General features: G+C 60.2%; 23 protein-coding genes. 5 read left to right on the top strand and 18 right to left on the bottom strand.

The genetic code is table 11. The features are described from left to right. Nucleotides 1-112 precede the first annotated feature (112 nt). From ACRRSD_RS23810 to ACRRSD_RS23795, 4 genes are all read right to left on the bottom strand, one after another. Nucleotides 113-1987, bottom strand: coding sequence for an MFS transporter (locus ACRRSD_RS23810; protein WP_435035665.1), 1875 nt, complete (start codon nucleotides 1985-1987; stop codon nucleotides 113-115). A 99-nt stretch (nucleotides 1988-2086) separates the two neighbouring features. Next, nucleotides 2087-3238 carry a TDT family transporter gene (locus ACRRSD_RS23805; protein ID WP_435035664.1) on the bottom strand — a complete coding sequence of 384 codons (1152 nt, stop codon included), beginning with the start codon at nucleotides 3236-3238 and terminating at the stop codon, nucleotides 2087-2089. Between the two features lie 105 nt (nucleotides 3239-3343). After that, nucleotides 3344-3655 carry a cupin gene (locus ACRRSD_RS23800; protein WP_435035663.1) on the bottom strand — a complete coding sequence of 104 codons (312 nt, stop codon included), beginning with the start codon at nucleotides 3653-3655 and terminating at the stop codon, nucleotides 3344-3346. Between the two features lie 51 nt (nucleotides 3656-3706). After that, the gene (locus ACRRSD_RS23795; RefSeq protein ID WP_435035661.1) at nucleotides 3707-4894 is read right to left on the bottom strand and encodes an MFS transporter; all 1188 of its coding nucleotides are present in this window, start codon (nucleotides 4892-4894) and stop codon (nucleotides 3707-3709) included. Nucleotides 4895-4985: 91 nt separating this feature from the next. Between ACRRSD_RS23795 and ACRRSD_RS23790 the strand changes: the two genes are divergently transcribed. Further along, complete coding sequence (locus tag ACRRSD_RS23790; protein ID WP_435035660.1) at nucleotides 4986-5528, top strand: TetR/AcrR family transcriptional regulator; 543 nt, start codon at nucleotides 4986-4988, stop codon at nucleotides 5526-5528. Nucleotides 5529-5750: 222 nt separating this feature from the next. Beyond that, entirely contained in the window at nucleotides 5751-9221 is a 3471-nt protein-coding gene (locus tag ACRRSD_RS23785; RefSeq protein WP_435035659.1) for a hybrid sensor histidine kinase/response regulator, read from the top strand. Between the two features lie 117 nt (nucleotides 9222-9338). Here the strand turns inward: ACRRSD_RS23785 and rmuC are convergent, their stop codons facing one another. Both rmuC and ACRRSD_RS23775 read right to left on the bottom strand, forming a co-directional pair. Beyond that, nucleotides 9339-10700: a DNA recombination protein RmuC gene (rmuC, locus tag ACRRSD_RS23780; RefSeq protein ID WP_435038535.1), complete on the bottom strand. Its 1362-nt coding sequence runs from the start codon at nucleotides 10698-10700 to the stop codon at nucleotides 9339-9341. A 175-nt stretch (nucleotides 10701-10875) separates the two neighbouring features. Continuing rightward, on the bottom strand, nucleotides 10876-11199 hold the full coding sequence (locus ACRRSD_RS23775; protein WP_435035657.1) for a sel1 repeat family protein: 324 nt from the start codon (nucleotides 11197-11199) through the stop codon (nucleotides 10876-10878). 963 nt (nucleotides 11200-12162) lie between these two features. On the opposite strand from ACRRSD_RS23775, the gene ACRRSD_RS23770 reads away from it, so the two are divergent. The 3 genes from ACRRSD_RS23770 to ACRRSD_RS23760 all read left to right on the top strand — a co-directional run bounded on the left by ACRRSD_RS23770 (nucleotide 12163) and on the right by ACRRSD_RS23760 (nucleotide 14562). Beyond that, nucleotides 12163-12387: a hypothetical protein gene (locus ACRRSD_RS23770; RefSeq protein WP_034156218.1), complete on the top strand. Its 225-nt coding sequence runs from the start codon at nucleotides 12163-12165 to the stop codon at nucleotides 12385-12387. 274 nt (nucleotides 12388-12661) lie between these two features. Next, nucleotides 12662-13144 (top strand): hypothetical protein, encoded by a 483-nt coding sequence (locus tag ACRRSD_RS23765; protein WP_122597308.1) that lies wholly within the window; start codon nucleotides 12662-12664, stop codon nucleotides 13142-13144. A 146-nt stretch (nucleotides 13145-13290) separates the two neighbouring features. Beyond that, complete coding sequence (locus ACRRSD_RS23760; protein WP_435035655.1) at nucleotides 13291-14562, top strand: OmpP1/FadL family transporter; 1272 nt, start codon at nucleotides 13291-13293, stop codon at nucleotides 14560-14562. Between the two features lie 180 nt (nucleotides 14563-14742). Here the strand turns inward: ACRRSD_RS23760 and ACRRSD_RS23755 are convergent, their stop codons facing one another. The 12 genes from ACRRSD_RS23755 to bluB all read right to left on the bottom strand — a co-directional run bounded on the left by ACRRSD_RS23755 (nucleotide 14743) and on the right by bluB (nucleotide 24335). Beyond that, nucleotides 14743-15303 carry a glutathione peroxidase gene (locus ACRRSD_RS23755; protein ID WP_435035653.1) on the bottom strand — a complete coding sequence of 187 codons (561 nt, stop codon included), beginning with the start codon at nucleotides 15301-15303 and terminating at the stop codon, nucleotides 14743-14745. 55 nt (nucleotides 15304-15358) lie between these two features. Further along, on the bottom strand, nucleotides 15359-15481 hold the full coding sequence (locus ACRRSD_RS23750) for a hypothetical protein (protein ID WP_263596898.1): 123 nt from the start codon (nucleotides 15479-15481) through the stop codon (nucleotides 15359-15361). Beyond that, nucleotides 15478-16686: an MFS transporter gene (locus tag ACRRSD_RS23745; RefSeq protein ID WP_273917060.1), complete on the bottom strand. Its 1209-nt coding sequence runs from the start codon at nucleotides 16684-16686 to the stop codon at nucleotides 15478-15480. The genes ACRRSD_RS23750 and ACRRSD_RS23745 overlap by 4 nt, the downstream gene beginning before the upstream one ends. A gap of 53 nt (nucleotides 16687-16739) precedes the next feature. Beyond that, nucleotides 16740-17144 carry a MarR family winged helix-turn-helix transcriptional regulator gene (locus ACRRSD_RS23740; RefSeq protein ID WP_007919794.1) on the bottom strand — a complete coding sequence of 135 codons (405 nt, stop codon included), beginning with the start codon at nucleotides 17142-17144 and terminating at the stop codon, nucleotides 16740-16742. Between the two features lie 175 nt (nucleotides 17145-17319). Further along, nucleotides 17320-18051, bottom strand: coding sequence for an adenosylcobinamide-GDP ribazoletransferase (locus ACRRSD_RS23735; RefSeq protein WP_435035650.1), 732 nt, complete (start codon nucleotides 18049-18051; stop codon nucleotides 17320-17322). Nucleotide 18052: 1 nt separating this feature from the next. Continuing rightward, nucleotides 18053-18628, bottom strand: coding sequence for an alpha-ribazole phosphatase family protein (gene cobC / locus ACRRSD_RS23730; RefSeq protein WP_435035649.1), 576 nt, complete (start codon nucleotides 18626-18628; stop codon nucleotides 18053-18055). After that, nucleotides 18625-19680: a nicotinate-nucleotide--dimethylbenzimidazole phosphoribosyltransferase gene (gene cobT, locus ACRRSD_RS23725; RefSeq protein WP_435035648.1), complete on the bottom strand. Its 1056-nt coding sequence runs from the start codon at nucleotides 19678-19680 to the stop codon at nucleotides 18625-18627. The genes cobC and cobT overlap by 4 nt, the downstream gene beginning before the upstream one ends. After that, nucleotides 19677-20198, bottom strand: coding sequence for a bifunctional adenosylcobinamide kinase/adenosylcobinamide-phosphate guanylyltransferase (gene cobU, locus ACRRSD_RS23720; RefSeq protein ID WP_435035646.1), 522 nt, complete (start codon nucleotides 20196-20198; stop codon nucleotides 19677-19679). The genes cobT and cobU overlap by 4 nt, the downstream gene beginning before the upstream one ends. Nucleotides 20199-20346: 148 nt before the next feature. Beyond that, complete coding sequence (locus tag ACRRSD_RS23715; RefSeq protein ID WP_435035645.1) at nucleotides 20347-21798, bottom strand: cobyric acid synthase; 1452 nt, start codon at nucleotides 21796-21798, stop codon at nucleotides 20347-20349. Further along, on the bottom strand, nucleotides 21795-22787 hold the full coding sequence (gene cobD / locus ACRRSD_RS23710; RefSeq protein ID WP_435035643.1) for a threonine-phosphate decarboxylase CobD: 993 nt from the start codon (nucleotides 22785-22787) through the stop codon (nucleotides 21795-21797). Before cobD ends, ACRRSD_RS23715 begins: the two co-directional genes overlap by 4 nt. Continuing rightward, on the bottom strand, nucleotides 22780-23688 hold the full coding sequence (gene cbiB / locus ACRRSD_RS23705) for an adenosylcobinamide-phosphate synthase CbiB (RefSeq protein ID WP_435035641.1): 909 nt from the start codon (nucleotides 23686-23688) through the stop codon (nucleotides 22780-22782). Before cbiB ends, cobD begins: the two co-directional genes overlap by 8 nt. Further along, nucleotides 23685-24335, bottom strand: coding sequence for a 5,6-dimethylbenzimidazole synthase (bluB, locus tag ACRRSD_RS23700; RefSeq protein WP_435035640.1), 651 nt, complete (start codon nucleotides 24333-24335; stop codon nucleotides 23685-23687). The genes cbiB and bluB overlap by 4 nt, the downstream gene beginning before the upstream one ends. Nucleotides 24336-24345: the final 10 nt, after the last annotated feature.

The raw sequence follows: 24345 nt of genomic DNA, 5'->3' as shown, positions 1-24345 counted from the left end.
CACTACCGCTTACGCGAGCAGGCTCGCTCCCACATTCAATCGCGTTCCGTCAGAGGAATACGATCAACTGTGGGAGCGAGCCTGCTCGCGAAGAGGCCCTTAAAATTGCCGACTATCTGACTGCCCCGCGCAACTCCCCCACCAACCCCTGCAACTTCGCCGGCTCAGCCGCATCAACGCCCACCGGTGCTCCCGCCACCAACGTCACCCGCGACCACAACCGCCGAAACACACCTTTATTCGGATCGCGACTGAAGAAACTGCCCCACAACCCCTGCAACGCCAACGGAATTACCGGCACCGGCGTCTCCTCGAGAATCCGCGTCAGGCCGCCCCGGAATTCGTTCATCTCGCCATCGGCAGTCAACTTGCCTTCCGGGAAGATGCACACCAGCTCGCCTTCCTTCAGATACTGGGCAATCCGGGTGAAGGCCTTTTCGTAGATCTGGATGTCTTCGTTACGCCCGGCAATCGGAATTGTCCCCGCAGTGCGGAAGATAAAGTTCAGCACCGGCAAGTTGTAGATCTTGTAGTACATGACAAAGCGAATCGGCCGACGCACCGCGCCGCCTATCAGCAAGGCATCGACGAACGACACGTGGTTGCACACCAGCAATGCCGCACCTTCATCCGGAATCGCCTCAAGGTTGCGATGCTCGACGCGGTACATGGAATGGCTGAGCAGCCAGATCATGAAGCGCATGCTGAACTCGGGGACGATCTTGAAGATGTAAGCATTGACGCCGATGTTCAGCAGCGACACCACCAGGAACAGCTGCGGGATCGACAGCTTGGCCACGCTCAGCAGCACGATCGAGACAATGGCCGAGACCACCATGAACAGTGCGTTGAGAATGTTGTTCGCAGCAATCACCCGCGCTCGCTCGTTCTCGGCAGTGCGCGACTGGATCAGTGCATACAGCGGCACAATGTAGAAGCCACCAAAGATGCCAAGGCCGAGGATGTCGACCAACACCGCCCAGGTGTGCACGAAGCCCAGCACCTCAATCCAGCTGTGGCCGGTGACGCTGTCGGGAATTCCGCCGGAATGCCACCACAACAACAAACCGAACACGGTCAAACCGAACGAACCGAACGGCACCAGACCGATCTCGACCTTGCGCCCGGACAACTTCTCGCAAAGCATCGAGCCGAGCGCGATACCGACCGAGAACACCGTCAGGATCAGGGTGACCACGGTCTCATCACCGTGCATCCACTCCTTGGCGTAGGCGGGAATCTGCGTCAGATAAATCGCCCCGACAAACCAGAACCACGAGTTGCCGACAATCGAGCGCGACACCGCCGGCGTCTGGCCCAAACCGAGTTTCAACGTGGCCCACGACTGGCTGAAGATATTCCAGTTCAGACGCATCTCAGGCGACGCCGCCGCTGCGCGGGGAATGCTGCGACTGGCGAGATAACCCAGCACGGCAATCCCGATGATCGCGCAGGACACCAACGGCGCATAGTGCGAGGAAGACATGATGACCCCGGCACCAATCGTCCCGGCGAGAATCGCCAGAAACGTGCCCATTTCCACAAGGCCGTTGCCGCCAACCAACTCATCCTCGCGCAATGCCTGCGGCAGAATCGAATACTTTACCGGCCCGAACAGCGCCGAATGGGTGCCCATGGCGAACAGCGCCACCAGCATCAGCGACAAGTGATCGAAGAGGAAACCGACCGATCCTACGGCCATGATGGCAACTTCCGCGAGTTTGATCAGACGGATCAGCGCGTCCTTGGCGAACTTTTCACCAAACTGCCCGGCCAGCGCCGAGAACAGAAAAAACGGCAGGATAAACAGCAGCGCACACAGGTTGACCCAGATCGAACGGTCACCCTCGATGGTCAGCCGATAGAGAATGGCGAGGATCAGCGACTGCTTGAACACGTTGTCGTTGAACGCGCCGAGCGACTGCGTGATGAAGAACGGCAGGAAGCGCCGGGTGCGCAGCAGGTTGAACTGTGAGGGGTGACTCATCTTCCGTGTTTCCCTGATGTTTAAGGTAGAGAGGCCTGGGTACTGCTTATTGGAATCTCGAAGCGCGATCCAGGCCACACCTTACCTAAACTTTTCAGATTATTTCTTCAAACCTGCGATGCACGGCGAGACAAACAACTCGCCACGCCAGGCGCCCTGCACAGTACGTTTACCGACGATCAGCCACATCACCGCCAGCAATATCACCAACAGCGTGCCGACGATGCTGAAAAACGTCAGGTTCAGGGTGCTCGCCAGCTTCAGGGTGGCCAGCGAATAAACGCCCAACGGGAAGGTGAAGCCCCACCAGCCGAGGTTGAACGGGATGCCGTCACGCAAGTAACGCACGGTGATCAACAGCGCCATCAGCATCCACCACAACCCGAAGCCCCACAGGGTAATCCCGGCAATCAGCCCCAGACCCGCAGCGATCTCGCCGATGCCCGGCAGACCGTTTGCCGCGAAGATCGCTGGCGCATCACCACCCAGCAGCAACATGCCCAGCGCACCGGTGCCGATCGGGCCGAGGGCCAGCCAGCTCGAGGCGGCCATGTTTTCGTGGGGCAGTTTGTGCAGGGCCATGCGCAGCAGCAGGATCGTCAGAATGCTGAACGCTACCGGTAGGGAAAAAGCCCAGAGCACGTAGCTTGTCGTCAGCACCACCAGTTGCGAGTGGGCGTCGGTGAGATGCGGTGCGAGCAAACCACCGCTGGCCGCTGCCACTTCTGCCGCCACGACCGGCAGCAGCCAAACGGCGGTCATCTGGTCGATGCTGTGTTCCTGACGGGTAAACATCATGTACGGGATCAACACGCCGCAAGCCAGCGACATGGCCACATCAATCCACCACAGCACTTCGGCAAGATGAATCACACCGTCGCCCCAGCGCGGCAGGCCAAACAGTAGAAAGCCGTTGATGATCGTGGCCAGCCCCATGGGAATGGTGCCGAAGAACATCGACACGGTGGAATGGCCGAAGATCCGCCGTGCCTCATCGAAGAACAGAACCCAGCGGGCGGCGTAGGCAGCGGTAAACAGGCTGAACAACAGAATGTTGAACATCCACAAACCTTCAGCGATGGCGTGCAGACCTGGAATGGCGAATGGCAGTTGCGCCAACGCGAGCGCCAGCACTCCGGTGCCCATGGTCGCGGCGAACCAGTTCGGGGTGAATTGGCGGATCACTTCGCGCGGATGCTGAAGCTGGCTGAACGGCTTGATGCCGGGTTTGGCGCTGTTGGGGCAAATCATCATGAACTCCTGTCCTCTGGTGAGGTTGAATCCATGGTAGAACCGAATCGAATATCTATATAACGGGTAATATCTCTAACTGTTATCTGTTTTACTAATAAGCGGTTAAACGCTGCCTTCGCTCTCGATCACCAGAATCCGCGCCGCGCCTTGCGGATGGGCGACGTGCTCGGTGCCCACGCTCGCACAGAAGATGTCGCCGACATCAAGCTGCACCTGTTTTTCTTCGCCCTGCTCGCGGTAATGCATCAGCACTTGGCCATCGAGCACCACAAACACTTCCTCGCCATCGTTGACGTGCCATTTGTACGGCTGATCGGTCCAGTGCAGGCGCGTGGTGATGCCGTTCATATTGGCGATGTCCAGCGCGCCCCAGGCGCGCTCGGCGGTGAAGGTCTTGCTGCGAATAATCTTCATGAGTCGATCCTTGAGAAGAAGGCCGGGCAAGGCTAACCGAAAGCGCGCCGTTTATGGAGCGCGGCACACTTTGCCTGCCGCTGGGCGCAGGCTCAGCAACAGCGCGCCGACAGCCAAGACAATCAAAATCGCCCCGTACCCATCGGTGGTTGCCAGCAAACCGTAGCTGCGCGACAAGTGCCCGGCGAGCAATGCCGGCAGACAGAACGCCAGATAACTGAGTACGTAATAGGCCGCCATCAACCCAGCCCGTTCATGGGGCAAAGCCAGCGGCACCAGGCTGCGCACGGCGCCGAGAAATCCTGAACCAAAGCCGCAACCGGCTACCAGCGTGCCGAGGAAAAACAGCGGCAGACTGGCGCTGTGCACGCCCAACAGAATCAACACCAGACCGATCGGCAGCAGGCTTGCGCCCAACTGCAATGCTCGCGCGGCGGGACGATTGCGCAGCGTGAAAATCATCAATGCACCAGTCACCGTCAAGGCAGCCACGGTTGCGCCACCGATCAGGTTGGACGTTGAACCGGTGGCGGTGCGCACCAGCGAAGGTGCCAGCGATGCGTAAAATCCGCCGAGTGCCCAGGTTGCGGTATTCAGCGGCAACACGCGCCACAAAGTGGCTCGCGCTTGAGTCGGCACGTGCAAGGTCGGCCGCAACGATGCCCACGCCCCGGCTTGCGGGGTAACGCTTTCCGGCAAGCGCCAGACATAAATGCCCTGCAATACAAACAGCGCGAGTAGCAGCCAATAAGTCAGTTGCAATGGCGCTGGCGCGAACTGCGCCAGCAAACCGCACCCCATGCCGCCCAAGGCCATGCCGAGCAACGGCGCGACACTGTTGATCAGCGGGCCCTGCTGACGATCGGCGTCGAGCAGGGTCGCACTTAAAACAGCGGTGGCCATGCCGGTGGCAAAACCTTGCAGAACGCGGGCGCTGATCAGCCACGCCACGCTGTCGGCGTAGATAAACAGCAACATTGCCAACGCGTTGAGCAGAACAGCGGCGAAGATCACCGGTTTGCGTCCCAAGTGATCGGACAGCGAGCCGACTGTTAATAGAGCCGCCAACAGGCTGAGGGCGTAGACGCCGAAAATCAGGGTCAGAACAGCTGCCGAGAAATGCAGTTGATCCTGATACAAGTGATACAGCGGCGTCGGCGCCGTGGAAGCAGCGAGAAAACTGAGTAAGGTGATCGCCAGAAACCACAGGCTGGATCGATTGGAAGCAAGGCTGGTCATGGGCACACTCCACAAAAGCTAATTTTTTGCTTTTGCGGAGTGTGCTACTGCCTCGCGCTTAAAGCAAATTCTTTGTGTTAAGGTCTGCCGCATGGCTATTAAAGAAGGTTTACGCCCCGGCGGCCGTAGTGCCCGGGTGCAAGATGCAATTCATTCGGCGGTCCGCGCGCTCCTGCAAGAACAGGAGCGTTCGACCGTGACCGTCCCGCAAATCGCCGCGCGTGCGGGGGTGACGCCGTCGACGATTTACCGGCGTTGGGGTGATCTGGCGGCATTGCTGGCAGACGTCGCCCTCGCCCGCATGCGCCCGGACAGCGAACCGGCGCACACCGGCAGCTTGCGCAGTGATATTCGGGCGTGGGCCGAGCAGTATCTCGATGAGATGAGTTCGGAGCCTGGGCGCAACATGATGCGTGACGTACAGGCCAGCGCTACGCCGGGCTATTGCGTGACGATCATTGGCGCGCAGTTGCAGACGATTGTTGAGCGACATCCCGATGAGGCGGCGCCGAGTGTTGATCGGTTGATCAATCTGGTGGTGGCGCCGGTGGTGTTCCGGATCCTGTTTTCGGCGGCGGCGCTGGAGGTGGATGAGTTGCATCGGCTGATTGATATTGCGTTGCGTCTGGACTGACGCCTTCGCGAGCAGGCTCACTCCTACAGGGGAATGCATTTCAAATGCAGGCCTTCGCCTGCTCGCGATAGGGCCTCAAGAGTCACCGCAAAAACCACCCGGTTCCCCACCTGCGACACCCCGCCACGCCACGACCTTGGTCGACACTGACTAACCGCCCCGCGCATGCGAGACTGTCCGCCCGGGCAGGAGTGCCGGGGAGTCTTTTGTCGGGAGTGTTGCATGTCGCTGTCCACCGGGCTGATTGCCGCCGTCGCCCTGGCCTATATGGCCATCATGTTCGCCATCGCCTTCTACGGCGACCGGCGCAGCGCGCCGTTGCCGCCGCGCATGCGTGCCTGGGTGTACAGCCTGTCGCTGGCAGTTTATTGCACCAGCTGGACGTTCTTCGGTGCGGTCGGCCAGGCAGCCGAACAGCTCTGGTCATTCCTGCCGATTTACCTCGGGCCGATTCTGCTGCTGGTGGGCGCGCCATGGGTCCTGCAAAAAATGGTGATGATCAGCAAACAGGAGAACATCACCTCCATCGCTGACTTTATCGCCGCGCGTTACGGCAAATCACAATCGCTGGCAGTGGTCGTTGCGCTGATCTGTCTGGTCGGCGTCCTCCCCTACATTGCCCTGCAACTCAAAGGTATCGTCCTCGGCGTGAACCTGTTGATCGGCGCCGGTGCCGACGCCATGGGCACCCGCGCCCAGGACACCGCGCTCATCGTTTCGCTGGTGCTGGCGCTGTTCACCATCGTTTTCGGTACGCGCAACCTCGACGCCACCGAACACCACCGTGGCATGGTGCTGGCGATTGCCTTCGAATCGCTGGTCAAACTGTTCGCCTTTCTCGCCGTCGGCGCCTTCGTCACTTATGGTCTGTATGACGGTTTCGATGACCTGTTCAACCAGGCCATGCTCGCCCCGCGTCTTGAGGAATACTGGAAAGAAACCATCAACTGGCCGTCGATGGTGGTGCAGACCGGCGTGGCAATGATGGCGATCATCTGCCTGCCCCGGCAGTTCCACGTCACGGTGGTGGAGAACATTGATCCGCAGGATCTGCGCCTGGCCAAATGGGTATTTCCGGCGTACCTCGCCCTGGCGGCGCTGTTTGTAGTCCCGATCGCTTTAGCTGGTCAGATGATGTTGCCAAGTGACGTCTTGCCCGACTCCTTCGTGATCAGCCTGCCACTCGCTCAGGCGCATCCGGCGCTGGCGATGCTGGCGTTTATCGGTGGCGCGTCAGCGGCAACCGGCATGGTGATTGTCGCCAGCGTGGCGTTGTCGACCATGGTCTCCAACGACATGCTGTTGCCGTGGTTGCTGCGCCGCAATAACGCCGAGCGCCCGTTCGAAGTGTTCCGCCAGTGGATGTTATCGGTGCGGCGCGTGAGCATCGTGGTGATTTTGTTGCTGGCGTACGTCAGCTATCGCTTGCTCGGCTCGACCGCGAGCCTGGCGACCATCGGCCAGATCGCTTTCGCTGCCGTGACCCAACTGGCGCCCGCGATGCTCGGCGCGCTGTACTGGAAACAGGCCAACCGCCGTGGTGTTTTCGCAGGTTTGGCCGCGGGTACATTTCTGTGGTTTTACACGCTGATCCTGCCGATTGCTGCGCACAGTCTCGGCTGGTCGCTGAGCAGTTTTCCGGGGCTGGCGTGGCTGCACAGCAATCCATTGAATTTGCCGATTACTCCGCTGACGCAAGGCGTTGTGCTGTCGCTGGCCGGTAACTTCACACTGTTCGCCTGGGTCTCGGTGCTGTCGCGTACACGGGTGTCGGAGCACTGGCAGGCCGGGCGTTTCATCGGTCAGGAGATCAGCGCTCGTCCCAGTGCACGCTCGATGCTGGCGGTGCAAATCGACGACCTGCTGCAATTGGCCGCGCGTTTTGTCGGTGAGGAACGTGCGCGTCAGAGCTTTATTCGCTTCGCCTATCGACAGGGCAAAGGCTTCAACCCGAACCAGAATGCCGACGGCGAATGGATCGCCCATACTGAGCGTTTGCTGGCCGGTGTGCTCGGTGCGTCTTCAACGCGCGCGGTGGTGAAAGCCGCCATCGAAGGCCGGGAAATGCAACTGGAGGACGTCGTCCGAATCGCCGACGAAGCCTCCGAGGTACTGCAGTTCAACCGCGCCCTGCTGCAAGGTGCGATCGAGAACATTACCCAGGGCATCAGCGTGGTCGACCAGTCACTTAAACTGGTGGCCTGGAACCGGCGTTACCTCGAACTGTTCAACTACCCGGACGGTTTGATCAGTGTCGGCCGACCGATCGCCGACATTATTCGCTACAACGCCGAGCGCGGTTTGTGCGGCCCCGGTGAAGCCGAAGTACACGTTGCCCGCCGTTTGCACTGGATGCGTCAGGGCCGCGCGCATACATCTGAACGGCTGTTTCCCAACGGCCGGGTGATCGAGTTGATCGGCAACCCGATGCCGGGTGGCGGTTTCGTCATGAGTTTCACCGACATCACCGCGTTCCGCGAAGCCGAGCAGGCGCTGACTGAAGCTAACGAAGGGCTGGAGCAACGAGTCAGCGAACGCACCCAGGAACTGTCGCAACTCAACGTCGCGCTGACTGAAGCCAAGGGCACCGCCGAAGCCGCCAACCAGTCGAAAACCCGCTTCCTCGCCGCGGTCAGCCATGACTTGATGCAACCGCTGAACGCCGCCCGGCTATTCTCCGCCGCCCTCTCCCATCAGGACGACGGCTTGAGCAGCGAGGCACAGAAACTGGTGCAACACCTCGACAGTTCGTTGCGCTCGGCCGAGGATCTGATCAGCGATCTGCTGGATATTTCCCGCCTGGAAAACGGCAAGATCAACCCGGATCGCAAGCCGTTTGCGGTCAATGAGCTGTTCGACACTCTCGGCGCCGAGTTCAAGGCGCTGGCCCAGGAACAAGGCCTGACCTTCCGCGTGCGCGGCAGTCATTTGCGCATCGATAGCGACATCAAATTGTTGCGCAGGATTTTGCAGAATTTCCTCACCAACGCGTTCCGCTACGCCAAAGGCCCGGTGTTGCTGGGCGTGCGCCGTCGGGGTGGCGAACTGTGTCTGGAAGTGTGGGATCGCGGGCCAGGTATTCCGGAAGATAAACAGCAGGTGATTTTCGAGGAGTTCAAGCGCCTCGACAGTCATCAGACCCGCGCCGAAAAAGGCCTCGGGCTGGGTTTGGCAATTGCCGATGGCTTGTGCCGCGTGCTCGGCCACACCTTGCGAGTGCGCTCGTGGCCCGGCCGCGGCAGCGTGTTCAGCGTCAGCGTGCCGCTGGCCCGCTCCCAAGCTGTGCCGGCCAGCGCCGCCGTGGAGTTGAACGGCAAGTTGCTGAGCGGCGCACAAGTGCTGTGCATCGACAACGAAGACAGCATTCTGATCGGCATGAACAGCCTGCTGAGCCGCTGGGGCTGTCAGGTGTGGACGGCGCGTAATCGTGAGGAATGCGCGGCGTTATTGAACGACGGCGTGCGACCGCAAGTGGCGCTGGTCGACTATCACCTCGATCACGGGGATACCGGCACCGAGTTGATGGCGTGGTTGCGCACGCAACTGGGTGAGCCGGTGCCGGGGGTAGTGATCAGTGCTGACGGGCGACCGGAGATGGTCGCGCAGGTGCATGCGGCGGGGCTGGATTATCTGGCCAAACCGGTGAAGCCGGCGGCGTTGCGGGCGTTGTTGAGTCGGTATTTGCCGCTCTAAATATGTATGCGCTGCACTGGCCTCTTCGCGAGCAGGCTCGCTCCCACAGTTTGAAATGCATTCCAATGTGGGAGCGAGTCTGCTCCGGGCGGCGATCCGACGAAGCTTTTGGGGTTACTAGGGGAGCTCAACGAGACCATCGACATCGGTCATCGCCCGTTCCAGCAAATCCGCCGGCAAGCTCTTGCTCGCCCGCGCGCCGAGCAATTTCAGCTGCTCACTGCGACTGACCAGATTGCCGCGCCCCTCTGTGAGCTTGTTGCGCGCTGAACTGTAGGCTTTATCCAGCTGTTGCAGACGATTGCCGACCTCGTCGAGATCCTGAATGAACAGCACGAACTTATCGTAAAGCCACCCGGCGCGCTCGGCGATTTCCCGGGCGTTCTGACTCTGGCGTTCCTGCTTCCACAGACTGTCGATCACCCGTAGCGTCGCCAGTAACGTGGTTGGGCTGACGATAACGATGTTGCGGTCGAAGGCTTCCTGGAACAGGCTCGGCTCAGCCTGCAACGCCGCTGAAAACGCCGCTTCGATGGGCACGAAGAGCAAAACGAAATCGAGGCTGTGCAGGCCTTCAAGACGCTTGTAGTCCTTGCCGGCCAGACCTTTGACGTGATTGCGCAACGACAGCACGTGCTGCTTGATCGCGATTTGCCCGAGGCTGTCGTCGTCGGCAGCCACGTATTGCTGATACGCGGTGAGGCTCACCTTGGAGTCCACCACTACTTGCTTGTCGCCCGGTAGGTAAATGATCACGTCAGGCTGAAAGCGCTCGCCATCCGGGCCTTTGAGGTTGACCTGCGTCTGGTACTCGCGGCCCTTCTCCAGACCGGCGTGTTCGAGCACACGCTCAAGAATCAGCTCGCCCCAGTTACCTTGGGTTTTCTGACCTTTGAGGGCACGGGTCAGGTTGGTCGCTTCGTCGCTCAAACGCAGGTTGAGCGCCTGCAACCGTTCAAGCTCCTTGGCCAGCGAGAAGCGCTCGCGGGCCTCGGCCTGATAGCTTTCTTCCACACGCTTTTCGAAGGATTGAATGCGTTCTTTCAGCGGATCGAGCAGTTGACCGAGCCGTTGCTGACTGGTCTCGGCAAAGCGCTGTTCACGCTCATCGAAGATCTTGCCGGCCAGTTCGGCAAACTGCGCACGTAGCTCATCACGCGAGCCTTGCAGGTCGTTGAGGCGTTGCTGGTGGCTTTCCTGTTGCTCGCGCAGTTCGGCGTTCAGCGAAGCGGCCTGGGCGTCGAGGCGGCGCAGTTCAGCTTCCTTGTTGGCGCGTTCGAGGTTCCAGGCGTGGGAGGCATCACGGGCGTCGTCTCGCTCGATCTGCAGCAGTTCGACTTCCCGGCGCAGAGCGGCCAGATCAGCCTGCTTGGCGGCATTCGCCTGGCCGAGGTCGGCGACTTCATCACGGCTGGCGTCGAGCTGCGCGTTGAGTCCGTCCTGGGCCAGCTGTGCCATGGCCAGCCGCTCTTCGAGCAAGGCGACCTCGGCTTGGCCATTGCTCGCCCGACGCTGCAGTTGCCAGGCGAGTGCCAACAATGGCAGCCCTGCCCCTGCGAGACCGAGCAACACGCTGGTCAAGTCCATAGCCATAGCGACTCCTGCCGATTCGATAAAGCCTGAAGGTTAACCAAGGTGTCAGGTCTTGGACAGCTCAGTCTTCGAGCAGACCGAGTTCCTGCTGCGCGCGACGATCGCCAGCGCGGGCGGCCTGGCGCAACAGATCCTGACCGATGCGCCGATCCCGGGCATTACCGCACTCGCGACACATCAATTGACCGAGACGGCTTTGCGCAGCCACCACGCCATCACGCGCCGGTTGTTTGAGCAGGCGGCCAGCGAGGTGTTTGGCATTGTGACTGTCGCTCAGGCGCGGGCTGTCGAGCAGCCATTCGGCAACGCGAACGGAAAATCGCTTGGGCGGAGTAACACGAGGAGGTTCTGAGGTAACAGAGTCTGATACTGAGCGAAACTTCATAAAGCACTGTGGGACGAATCGGAAGGCGCGCCACTCTACTCTCTTTTTCTTACAGGTAAAGTCGAAAAACAACCCGGCACGCCCGTCCTAGAGCAAGCGCTCGGGACAATCCACAGAAGCTGTGGATAACTCAGTGGACAACCGCCCTCCAACTCTCGCAAAGCCTTATGGAATGGGGCTCGCAGTCAAACTGACGATTTTTTCACCAACTAAAAAAAGCGATGTTTTTCATTGACTTAAACTTTCGATGCAGGCAGCCACCGGGGTCAGGATTGATATGACAGCGCCGTGACAGCCTGCGCAACTAATGTGCACAAGTACCTGCTACCCGGTTATATCGATGCGCTTTTTCGGTTCGTTTTAGCCGTCGGGCTGGGGATAAAGCTGTCGGGCCAGCGGCTTGATGAACATTTCTTCAGCGACCGACGGTTATGAGATGCGCCAATTGCGGGCAATTCTGCGAAGTTCTAAACAGGCTGAGACTACGACTGCAATCTTTTTTGCGCGGCGTTTGCTTTACCAGTTTCGATCCGTTACTATCCGCGGCGTTAGTACCAAGCTGAAAGTCAATTCCGGTCGAACACATCCCCACGGTCAGCCTTCTACCAAGAAGCCCTACCGAAAAAAGCGGGAACGACCCCTCGATGGTTTCCAGGTAAATCTTGCGACGACACCGCCTTCGAATGATGCGAAGGGTGTTGCGAAGAGCACTTACTCTGACCGAACCAACCTGCAAATTGATCAGGATCTTCACCCCGGGCCCAGAACCTTTGCCCTTGATGTGTTGCCTGCCCTCCTAAGTACCTACCTGCCAGCCCAAGCGCGCCAACTTATATTGCGCTTCAAACTGGCTGCTTTGTTCCAGTCGGGTTCTTCGTTCGACCAATGGTGGTCGACGTTACTGGAACGTTTTAACGTTGCACGGGTTCTTATCCGTGTCATTTGTAGGAACACCTAATAACTATGTCTACTCAAATCCATACTCAGGATGCCATTCGCACCCTAACCAATGCTTTTGCTCCAATGAACTGCCTGATCATGGCAGCTCGCAAAGGCTGCTTCAGCTTCACCCTGGTCAACGAGCACGGTATCGCCCGCCACAGCGAGCGTCTGTACCCCGATCAATACTCCAGCGCCGAACCGCTGCAGGCCGTGATCGACCGTACTCGTCAGGCATTGATTGCCTGAGAGCCGCAAAGGCTGCAAAAGCAAAAGCCCCGCACAAAATGCGGGGCTTTTTATTGCCCGATGTTTCACTTTTTAGCCTTTGCGCTTAAGCACCATCCGATATAACGGTTATAACTCGAAGCCGGAAATATTTTAAAAACAGTCCTTTACGTCGCGAATATGACACTACACTTCAACTCAAGCGGCGTGATCCGCTTGCGGCGAGCCTGAATCGATCCACAGCTGCCAAGCCCACCTTCAGGACTCGCCATCAATAACAAGAACCGAGGGTTTTATGGGTATCGCTGCCAGCGAACTGTGCCGCTACGTGATCCGTCCTACGCTGATCTATCTGGGACGTCACAGCGCGACTGCCGAATCTCTGCTGCTGGGCATCGCCGCCAGCCAGTCAGCCCTGGGTTCCGCCCTGCATGACCGCCGTGGTCACGGCCTCTACCGTATTGCCGAGCATCGCCATCAAGCCCTTTGGGATGATTACCTTGCACTCGATCCGGAACGTGCCAGCCTGGTTCGCGGCCTCGCCAGTCAGCATGCCTTCCTGACCGGCCCGCACCTGGAACTGACGGTAAATCTGCGTTACGCCACGGCCATTGCCTGGCTGTTGGTCGAAGAGCAAAACCCCACCCTCCCCGATTCCAACGATTTGCTGGGAATGGCGCGCATCTGGCGTCAGACCTTTCAACCCCAAGGTCGTCTGCGCGACTTCACTTTTGCCTGGCACACCTGTGTTTCAACGGTGAATCAGGTCGCTTGCTGACCGACCGGTTTCAGAAGATCGCACAACAGGTCGCGATTCTGGTCGGATTGTCCTACAAAACCGCTCTAACTCAAGGCATACGGACTATAGCGCTGGGACGAAAATGTTGGTAATTTTCGCCCCGGTGATCACCAGGAGTTCTAATAATGAAAAAAGTCATGCTCAAAACCACCCTTAGCCTCGCCGTTACCCTTGCTTCCACTCAAATTTTTGCGGCCGGCTTTGCCCTCAACGAACAAAGCATCAGCGGGATGGGGACTGGTTTTGCCGGGCGATCTTCTTCTGCCGACGACGCAAGCACTGTTTATGGCAACCCTGCCGGCATGTCGCGCCTCAAGCGCGAACAAGTGACCGGTGGCGTAGCGGTTGTCGATGCTCATACCGATATCAGCAATGCCAGCTCCAGCCCCAACGGCGGCAGCAACAAAGGCGACATGGTGCCCTTCACCGCTGTACCTATGGGCTTCTACGTCAAACCGATCGATGATCACTGGGCATTCGGCCTTGGCGTTTATGTGCCGTTCGGCCTGATCACTGATTATGAAAACGGCTTTGCCGGCCGTTACTTCGGCAGCAAGTCCGAAGTACAAGTGATCACCTTCCAGCCAACCGTCAGCTACGCCTTCAACGACAAGGTGTCGATCGGTTTCGGTCCGACCATCAACCGCATCGACGGCTCGCTGGAGTCCAACCTGTCGATCTCTCCGGCGTTCCCGGACGGCAAGGTCAAGATCAAGGGTGACGACACCGCGCTGGGCTACAACGTCGGCCTGCTGGTACAAGCCACCGACACCACTCGCGTCGGTCTGACCTACCACTCGAAAGTCGACTACAAACTCGAAGGCAACACCAAGGTCAACTACGGTGTGCTCGGCGCGATCGGTCTGGGCGCCAACCAGAAGTACGACGCTTCGCTGAAGATCACCACACCGGAATCGGTGGATCTGTCGGTCACCCAGGCCATCAATGATCGCTGGAACGTGTATGCCGGTACCACCTGGACCCGCTGGAGCCAGCTGGAAAAAATCACCGTGAAAAACTCCGGTGTCCAGCCGCTGCTGGCCGGCCAGTTCGGTTCGATCAACGAAGACCAGAACTGGCATGACTCCTGGGCCTACGCCGTGGGCACGTCCTATCAGTTGAACAAGGAATGGGTATTGCGTACCGGTCTGACGTTCGACCAGTCGCCGACCAATAACGAAGACCGTTCGCCACGCATTCCGACTGGCGACCGCACCATCTTCAGTATCGGTGCCGGCTGGAGCCCGACCGACGACCTGACCATCGACGTCGCTTACTCGTACCTGAAGGAAGAGTCGGTCAAGATCCGCAACGAAAACAACCGTGGCCAGACCTACGATGCCAAGTATGAAAACTCGGCAAACGGATTCGGTGTCGGCGCGACCTACCGCTTCTGATGCTGTGTGGCGAGGCTAGTCCCTCGCCCACAAAAAGCCCCGCTCTCTTTGCAGAAAGCGGGGCTTTTTTGTGCCTGAAATTTGTGCGACCTGTTGGAGCTGTCGAGTGCAACGAGGCTGCGATCTTTTGATCTGTTTTTTTACAATCAAAAGATCGCAGCGTGCCGCAGCTCCCACAGATCAGGGCTTCAGCGGTTTCGAGGCGATAGCCTTTTCGATCGCGGCAATAAATTCCGGATCATCCGGCTTGGTCAGGCTGGAGAAATTGGCGATGACCTTGCCTTGGCGATCGACCACATATTTGTAGAAATTCCACTTCGGTGCGCTGCTCTGTGCGGCCAGCACCTGGAACAGATGCGTAGCGTCATCACCACGGACCTTCTGCGGCTCGGTCATGTTGAACGTCACGCCGTAATTGGCGTAACAGACCTTGGCGGTCTCGGCACTGTCCCTGGACTCTTGCTTGAAGTCATTGGAAGGCACGCCGAGCATTTCCAGCCCTTGCCCCTCATAGCGCTTATGCAACGCTTCAAGGCCTTCGAACTGAGGCGCAAAACCACAGAAACTCGCGGTATTGACCACCACCAACGGTTTGTCGGCATACTGCTTGCACAGATCGATGGATTCCTTGGCGCGCAGCTTGGGCAGCGAGCCTTGCAGCAATTCCGGACAGTCGGCGGCCTGGGCCAGGCCGGTCATCGCCATCAGTAACGCGGGAACAGCACACCAGCGCATCAGCATGTCGAGCATCCTTGAGCAATCGTTCAGAATTCGACGTTACTCGCCACGCCTCGTTCTAGCAAATGCTCATGCCCAACTGCATCAGCGCCAGACCGCCCTGATGCCAGCCCCACCACACCAACGCCAGCACAGCGGCGCCGAGTGCAGCGATGACCAATCGTGGCCAGAATCGACTCATGCGCCACTCGCCGCGGCTTGCAGGCGTGCGACCGGACGCTCGCGTACCGGCCAGTTCAGCGCGGCCGCCAGCAGACTCAAAAGAACAGCCACTTGCCAGATCAAGTCATAACTCCCGGTTCGGTCATACACCACCCCGCCCAGCCAGCCCCCGAGGAACGAACCCAACTGGTGGAACAGGAACACGATGCCGCCGAGCATGGACAGATTTCGCACCCCGAACAAGGTCGCCACCGTGCCGTTGGTCAACGGCACCGTCGACAGCCACAAGAAGCCCATGGCCATGCCGAACAGGTACGCCGACGCAGTCGTCACCGGTAGCCACAGGAACAACACGATCACCACCGCGCGCAACAGGTATAGGGCTGTGAGCAAGCGCGGCTTGGACATGCGCCCGCCGAGCCAACCGGCGGTGTAGGTGCCGAAGATATTGAACAAGCCGATCAACGCCAGCACCGTAGTACCAACGCTGGCTGGCAGATGCTGATCGACCAGATACGCCGGCAGATGCACGCCAATGAACACCACCTGAAAACCGCAGACGAAAAAACCGAACGCCAGCAGCCAGAAACCGGAATGCGAGCAAGCTTCGCGCAAGGCTTCGGAGAGGGTTTGCTCATGGCCGAGTACCGGCAGCGGTTTGTCCTTGAGCATGCTCACCAACGGCACGATCATCGCCACCAGCAGCCCCAAGACCAACAGTGCCGCCGACCAGCCGAGCCAGCCGATCAACCCGAGGGTGCCCGGCAACATGGCGAACTGGCCGAACGAACCGGCGGCGCTGGCAATGCCCATGCCCATGCTGCGTTTCTCCGGCGGCACGGCGCGGCCGACGACGCCGAGAATCACCGAGAACGAAGTGCCGGACAGACCGATACCGATCAGCAAACCGGCGCTCAGTGACAGCGTCACCGCTGAGTCCGACAGGCCCATGCACACCAGACCCAACGCATACAGCACGCCACCGATCAGCACTACTTTTGCCGCACCGAAACGGTCGGCCAGCGCACCGGTAAACGGCTGCGCCAGACCCCAGATCAGATTCTGCAAAGCGATGGCGAAGGCGAACACCTCACGCCCCCAGCCGAACTGCGCACTCATCGGTGACAGGAACAGACCGAAACCGTGCCGTACGCCCAACGACAACGCCAGGATCAGCGCACTCCCCAGCAATACCCAACCGCACGTACGCCACATCGATGTCATTGTTATTCTCCGCTTGCGGGTATATACCCGCTTGAGTTTGGAAAAAACCGGCCTTAGGCCAGTTCATCCAGCAATCTGAGCAAGGTTTCGCGCTTCTCGGCACCCAGTCGGTCGATCAACCGCTGCTGCGCCGCCTCCCAGGCTGGCAGTGCTGCTGCCAGGCGTTGCACGCCGGTTTCAGTGAGCTTGACGATGCGGTTACGCATGTCCTCGCCCTCGGCCAATGCCACCAGCCCCTCACCTTCCAGCACCCGTAAATTGCGCCCGAGGGTGCTGCGGTCCAGGCCCATGGCTTCGGCCAGCTCGGAAATACTCGGTTGATCCAGACGCTGCAGGTTGCACAGCAAAGAATACTGGGCAACGTTGATCCCGAAGCCGTCGAGAGCGCCGTCGTAATGCCTGCTGACGCCACGAGCGGCGCGACGCAGGTTGGTGCACAAACACTGAGAAGGAAGCATGATGCGTGTATATACCCGCGACTGTGTTAAATCAAGTTACAGATGAGTTTACCCATAACATTTCTGGTGTCTGACACACCGCTTTCGCGAGCAGGCTCGCTCCCACATTTGCAATGCGCTCCCCTGTGGGAGCGAACCTGCTCGCGAAGAGGCCGGCACAGACAATCCAAAACTGTCAGACCAAAACCCATCCAGCCAACACCATCATCTCCAGCAATTCCAGCAACGCCCCCGCCGTATCACCGGTCGTCCCGCCCAACCGCCGCATCATCACCTGCCGCAGCCAGACAAACACACCGACAGCGATCAGCAACGCGACAACCGCGCTAAAACCGGCAATCAGCAGGCAGCCCAGCGCACTTGCGCCCAACACCCACCATCCAGCTTTGCGCGGCAAATGATCCGCCAACGCCTGCCCCAACCCACCCGCACGCACATACGGTGTAGTCAGAAACAACCCGAGCAACGCCGCCCGCCCGAGCAACGGCACGATGATCAACGCAAGGCCTTGCTGTTGCTCAATCAGCGCCAACAGCGCCGCAAACTTGAGCAACAACACCAACACCAGCGTGACCACCGCAATCGGCCCGCTGCGCGGATCTTTCATGATCGTCAGCGTGCGCTCGCGATCACCAAAACCGCCGAGCCAGGCATCAGCGCTGTCGGCCAGGCCATCCAGGTGAAGTGCGCCGCTGAGCAACACCCACATCGTCAGCAACAACGCCGCATGCAACAGCAACGGCGCGCCCGCCAGCGCCAGACTCAACGCCCACAGGATCACGCCAAACAACAAACCCACCAGCGGATAAAACAGCAACGAACGCCCCAGCTGTTGCGGCTCAGGCATCCCCGGCAAACGAATCGGCAGGCTGCTGAGAAATTGCAGGGCGATCCACAGCGGCAACATGTCAGTAACCTTCCTTGAGTGAACCATCCACCTCGACCGTCAGCGCAAACAACGCGCCATGACCGACCTCGACATTGAGTAACTGCTCGCGCGGCAGCCCTCGCGCCTGCGCCAGCAACAAGCGCATCACACCACCGTGACTGATCAGCAAAACCCGCTGGCCCGCGTAGGCGTTGTGCAGGCGCGCGACGGCCGCCAACACCCGGGAGGAAAACTCGCTGACCGGCTCACCCTGCGGCGGCGTGAACGCGTACGGATCAGCCCAGAACAACCCCAACGCCTCGGCATCCGTTTCCATCAACGCCGCTGCGCTCTGCCCTTCCCACGCACCGAAATGCAGCTCTTGCAGATCCTTGTCCAATTGCACCGGCAGATCCAGCTGTTCACCCAGTTCGGCGGCAAAGCGCGCGCAACGCTGCAACGGCGAACTGACGATCCGATCCCACGACCCGCCCTCGACCACTGCCGCACGCATCTGCGCCCACCCCTTGTCGGTCAGCGCATCATCGAGGCTGCCGCGCAAACCACCACCCAGTTCAGTCTCACCGTGGCGCAGCAGATCCAGATGCAAGGTCATGCCGGACGATCCGCCACCGCCGCTTCGGCGAACGTCGCCATCTGCCCGTGCAGATCGCAAGCCAAGCGCAACAGAGGCACCGCCAGCGCAGCACCACTGCCCTCGCCCAGACGCAAACCGAGTTCCAGCAACGGCTCGGCCTTCAGGGTTTCCAGCACATGACGATGGCCCGGCTCGGCACCGCGATGACCGAACAACAACCACTCGCGGCAGTCAGGATTCAAACGCACCGCGACCAACGCCGCGACCGTGCAGATAAAGCCGTCAACCAGCACCGCCACACCTTCTTGAGCCGCTGCCAGATACGCGCCGACCAACGCGGCGATTTCAAAACCACCGAGATTGAGCAGGGTCTGCAACGCATCGCCACGCTGCGCTGCATGCAACGCCAGCGCCCGTTCGATCACTTGCGCCTTATGACTGACACCTTGGGCATTCAGCCCGGTGCCGGGGCCGGTCAAATGCACCACCGGGCAATCGAGCAAGGCACAGGCCAACGCGCTCGCTGCGGTGGTGTTGCCAATGCCCATTTCGCCACCGATGAACAGCTGCGCACCCGCCGCTTTCGCCCGCAACAGACTGTCGCGACCGGCTTGCAACGCGAGTTCGCCTTGGGCCTGAGTCATTGCCGCGCCCTGAACGAAATTCGCCGTGCCCGCGCCGATATTCAAGTGGCGCACACCCGGCAGGTCCAGCGCGGGATTCACCGTGCCCAGATCGACCACTTCCAGCTGCGCGCCGAGCTGACGCGCCAGCACGCTGATTGCCGCACCGCCGCTGACGAAGTTGAGCAGCATCTGCCCGGTGACTTCCTGCGGGAACGCCGAAACGCCTTCAGCGACTACGCCATGATCACCGGCAAAAATCGCGATCCAGACCTGTTCCAGCATCGGTTTGACCCGGCCTTGCAGGCCGGCCAGTTGCACCGCGACCGATTCCAGACGCCCCAGCGAACCCGCCGGTTTGGTCAGTTGCTGTTGCCGCGCCGCCGCCTGTTCAACGACGTTGAGATCAACCGCTTTGCACGGGTTCAGCCACCAGGTTTGAGTCATAACGCAGGTCCTTTCAGAGTCAGGGGCAGGCCGGCGACGGTCAGGACAACACGCTGACAGCGCTCGGCCAGAGCTTGATGCAGCCAACCGGCTTCATCGACGTAGCGGCGAGTCAATTCGCCCAGCGGCACGACACCCATTCCGGTCTCGTTGCTGACAAAAATGATTTCACCCGGCAGCGAGGCCAGGCATTCGAGCAGCGCTTCGCGCTCAGCGGCGAGGCGCTCAGCGTCATCGAGCATCAGCAGATTGGTCAGCCACAAGGTCAGGCAATCAACCAGCAGGCAACGCTCGGCGCTGGCGCTTTCGCGCAGGACGCGGGCCAGTTCCAAGGGTTCTTCGATGAGTGCCCATTCAGCGGGACGGCGCGCGCGGTGATGGGCGACGCGGTCGCTCATTTCACCGTCCAGCGGTTGGCTGGTGGCGATGTAGGCGACCGAGAGGTTGCTGTCGCTGGCGAGTTTTTCGGCCAGACGGCTTTTGCCGGAGCGGGCGCCGCCGAGGATCAGTTGGAGCATGGTGTTATCCACAGAATTATGTGTTGAGGCAATTGGCCCCTTCGCGAGCAAGCTCGCTCCCACAGGGTTATGGGGGTGCAACAGAATTCATGACCAACCGGGCCATTGTGGGAGCGAGCCTGCTCGCGAAGAGGCCCGCACAGTCAGCTCAAATCCCACAGAACCGTCGCAACAGATCAGTATCCAGATGCTTCTCCACCAGATCCGCCAGCCGCTCGATATCGCGCTCGCGTAAGCCGTGATAATCCACCTGCTGCACATCGCTCAACCCGGCCCAGCGCAGCAACGCTGCACTCGCCTTCGGCGATTCAAACAAGCCATGCAGATACGTGCCAAACACCTGCCCATCAACACTCCGCGCACCGTCGCAACGGCCGTCATCCAGATGCACCGCAGTGTTTTCCAGCGCCGGTCCTGTGGTCACGCCGGCATGAATTTCATAGCCACTGACCTCAGCATTTTCCAGCGCCAGTCGCCCACGCACATTGCGCAACTGCTTCTCGGCTTCAAGCGTGGTGTCGAACGCCAGCAAGCCCAAACCGGCACTCGTGCCTGCTGCACCTTCGAGGCCGAGCGGGTCATGCACCTGCTCGCCGAGCATCTGCAGACCACCACAAATCCCCAGCAGTTTGCCGCCATAACGCAAGTGCCGAGAGATCGCCGTATCCCAGCCATTGGCGCGCAAATAGGCCAGATCGCTACGCACACTCTTCGACCCCGGCAGGATGATCAGGTCGGCAGCAGGAATCGCCTGCCCCGGCCCGACAAATTGCAGATCGACCTGAGGATGCAAGCGCAGCGGATCGAAGTCTGTGTGATTGCTGATGCGTGGCAGCACCGGCACCACCACTTTCAGCACTTGTTCGGCCTTGTCGGTCTGGCGCTGATCAATGCCGTCCTCGGCCTCCAGATGCAGATCCATCACGTACGGCAATACGCCCACCACCGGTTTGCCGGTGCGTTGTTCGAGCCAGTCGAGGCCCGGTTGCAGCAAGGCGATGTCACCGCGAAAACGGTTGATGATGAAGCCTTTGACCCGCGCCTGTTCGCTCGGCGACAGCAGCTCCAGCGTGCCGACCAGATGCGCGAAAACCCCGCCGCGATTGATGTCGGCAATCAGCAAAACCGGGCAATCCACCGCCTCGGCAAAGCCCATGTTGGCGATGTCGCCTGCGCGCAGATTGATCTCGGCTGGCGAGCCTGCGCCTTCAACCATCACCAGCGGATATGCGGCGCTGAGTCGCTCGTGAGAAGCCAGAACGGCCTTCATGGCGATGGCTTTGTAGTCGTGATACGCCACGGCGTTCATCGACGTAACCGCGCGGCCATGAATGATCACTTGCGCGCCGGTGTCGCTGTTCGGCTTGAGCAGTACCGGGTTCATGTCGGTGTGCGGCTCAAGGTTCGCCGCTTGCGCCTGTACCGCTTGTGCACGGCCGATCTCACCGCCATCGGCGGTCACGGCGCTGTTGAGCGCCATGTTCTGCGGTTTGAACGGTACGACCGCCACGCCCTGCCGGGTCGCCCAGCGGCACAGTGCCGTCACCAGAGTACTTTTACCGGCATCGGAAGTGGTGCCCTGCACCATCAAGGTGGTCATGAGTTGTCCTTGGTGAAGGCGATTAAAGCGTGTTCGAGACGCGCCTCTTCAGTCGCATCGGCGGGCAAGCCAAAACGCAGACTGCTGTTGTGGGTAAAGATGCGCAGGAGAATGCCGCGCCGGGCCATGAATTCGTATAACGCTGGCGCTTGATCGGTGATCAGCCACTGAAACAACGCGCAGCCACCCTGCGGTTTGAAGCCGTAGCGTTCAAGCAGCGCCGCCAGCCGTTCGCTTGCTTCATCGCTGCGAATCCGTTGCCGCGTGTGCCCTTCGGTGTCTTGCAGGCAAGCCTGCCCCAGCACCCGCGTCGGCCCGCTGACGACCCACGGCCCGACCTGTTCGGCGAGCAGTCGGAGCAACTTGCGCTCGGCCAGGACAAAGCCCAGACGCACCCCGGCGAGACCGAAAAACTTGCCGAACGAACGCAACACGATCAGCCCGACTTGATGGGCATGGGCTGCCAGGCTCAGTTGTGGCGTGTTGTCCATGAACGCCTCATCGACCACCAGCCAGCCACCGCGCTGCGCAAGCCGCGCGTGCCAGTCGAGCAAGCGCGCCGGGGTCAGGCTCAGGCCGGTCGGGTTGTTCGGATTGACCACCACCAGCACATCGAGGCTGTCGAGAAAGAACTCGACTTCTTGCTCCAGCACTTCACGCACGATGTAACCGCTGCGGCGCCACGCTTCGGCATGTTCGGCATAACACGGCGACAACACACCGACCTTGCCGGCCCGGCGCAAGCGCGGCAGCAACTGGATGGCCATCTGCGAACCGGCCACCGGCAGCACTTGCGCGGTGCCGTAGTAGTCGCATGCGGCTTGCTCCAGACCGTCATCGGTTTCCGGCAAGCGCGCCCAAGCGCGCAGCGGGATGTCCGGGATCGGAAATGGCCACGGCGCCAGACCACTGGAGAGGTCGAGCCAGTCGACCTCGGCGATGCCGTAATCGCGAGCAGCCTTGCGCAGCCGGCCACCGTGCTCAAGCATAGAATTCAGCCCCCACGCAGAGAATCAGCAGCCATAACCATACGCCGCGCTGGACCAATTGCCAGCCACGGTCGATGGAATCTGCGTCAGCCGCTGCGCCCTCGCCAAGCTGCGGACGGTCGTGAAGTTCGCCGTGGTAAATCGCCGGCCCACCCAATTCCACGCCCAGCGCACCGGCACCGGCCGCCATCACCGGACCGGCGTTGGGGCTGTCCCACTGCGGCGCCTGGGTGCGCCAGCACTTCAGCGCGAGTCGGGTTTTGCCGAGTAGCGCGTAGGTCAATGCCACCAAACGCGCAGGAATGTAGTTCAACACGTCGTCGATTTTCGCCGCGGCCCAACCAAAACGCTCGAAGCGTTCGTTGCGATAACCCCACATCGCATCAAGCGTGTTGCTCAAGCGATAGAGCACCACGCCGGGCGCACCGGCGACGACAAACCAGAACAACGCGGCAAACACCGCATCACTGCCGTTCTCCAGCACTGACTCAGTGGCGGCGCGAGCGACAGCGGTGCTGTCGAGTTCATCGGTCTGACGGCTGACCAGATAGCCAACGCGTTTGCGCGCCTCGTCCAGATCATCCGCACGTAAAGCAGCAGCCACCGGCGCGACATGCTCACCGAGGCTGCGCATGCCGAGGGCGCAATACAACGCGAGAATCTCAACGACCCAACCCACGTACGGCGCCCAGGAAAACGCGGTGGCAAGCAAGGTCAGCGGCAACACCGCAATCACCCACGCAGTGACGCCATGGCTGCGCCAGCCACGACCACCGGCGTTGAATCGTTGCTCGATACGCCCGGCGAAATTGCCGAATGCCACCAGCGGATGCCAGCGTTTCGGTTCACCGAGCAGCGCATCCAGCGCCACCGCGGCGACACTCAACAACGCCACACTCATTGACTCACTCCCCAATAATTCTCAAACAGCAACTCATTGAGCGGACGCGCCTGCGCCCACCCTTCGAGTACCAGCATCGGCGCCGGATAGAATTCCTTGACCGGGCCCAGACACAAAACGGCCAGCGGCTTGGCGCCTTCGGGCAACCTCAACAGATCCGCCAGTGCCTGTGGCTCGAACAGCGAGACCCAGCCCATGCCCAGGCCTTCGGCGCGTGAGGCCAGCCACAGATTCTGGATCGCGCAGGACAGCGAAGCCATATCCATTTCCGGCAGCGTGCGGCGACCGAAAATGTGTTTTTCGCGATCGTCCATCAATGCAGCAACCAACACCTCGGCGCAGTCACTGATACCTTCGACCTTGAGCTTCATGAACTCGTCACTGCGCTCGCCGAGGGCTTCTGCGGTGCGGACGCGTTCTTCTTCCACGAGGTTCTGGATCTGGCCGCGCAAAGTTCGGTCGCTGATACGGATGAAGCGCCACGGCTGCATCAAGCCGACGCTTGGGGCCTGGTGGGCGGCTTCCAAGAGTCGGCGCAACAACTCCGGTTCCACGGAGCCGCCAGTGAAGTGACGCATGTCACGGCGTTCGGCAATGGCTTTGTAGACCGCTTGGCGTTCGGCTTCGGAGAATGCGTTGTCTGTCATGGCCTCTTCG

Origin of the sequence: Pseudomonas neuropathica (assembly GCF_051174785.1) — a bacterium.
GTDB classification, from domain to species: Bacteria; Pseudomonadota; Gammaproteobacteria; order Pseudomonadales; family Pseudomonadaceae; genus Aquipseudomonas; species Aquipseudomonas neuropathica_A.
Note: the sequence above shows the minus strand (reverse complement) of the source record. Positions and strands in the feature narration are given on the sequence as shown.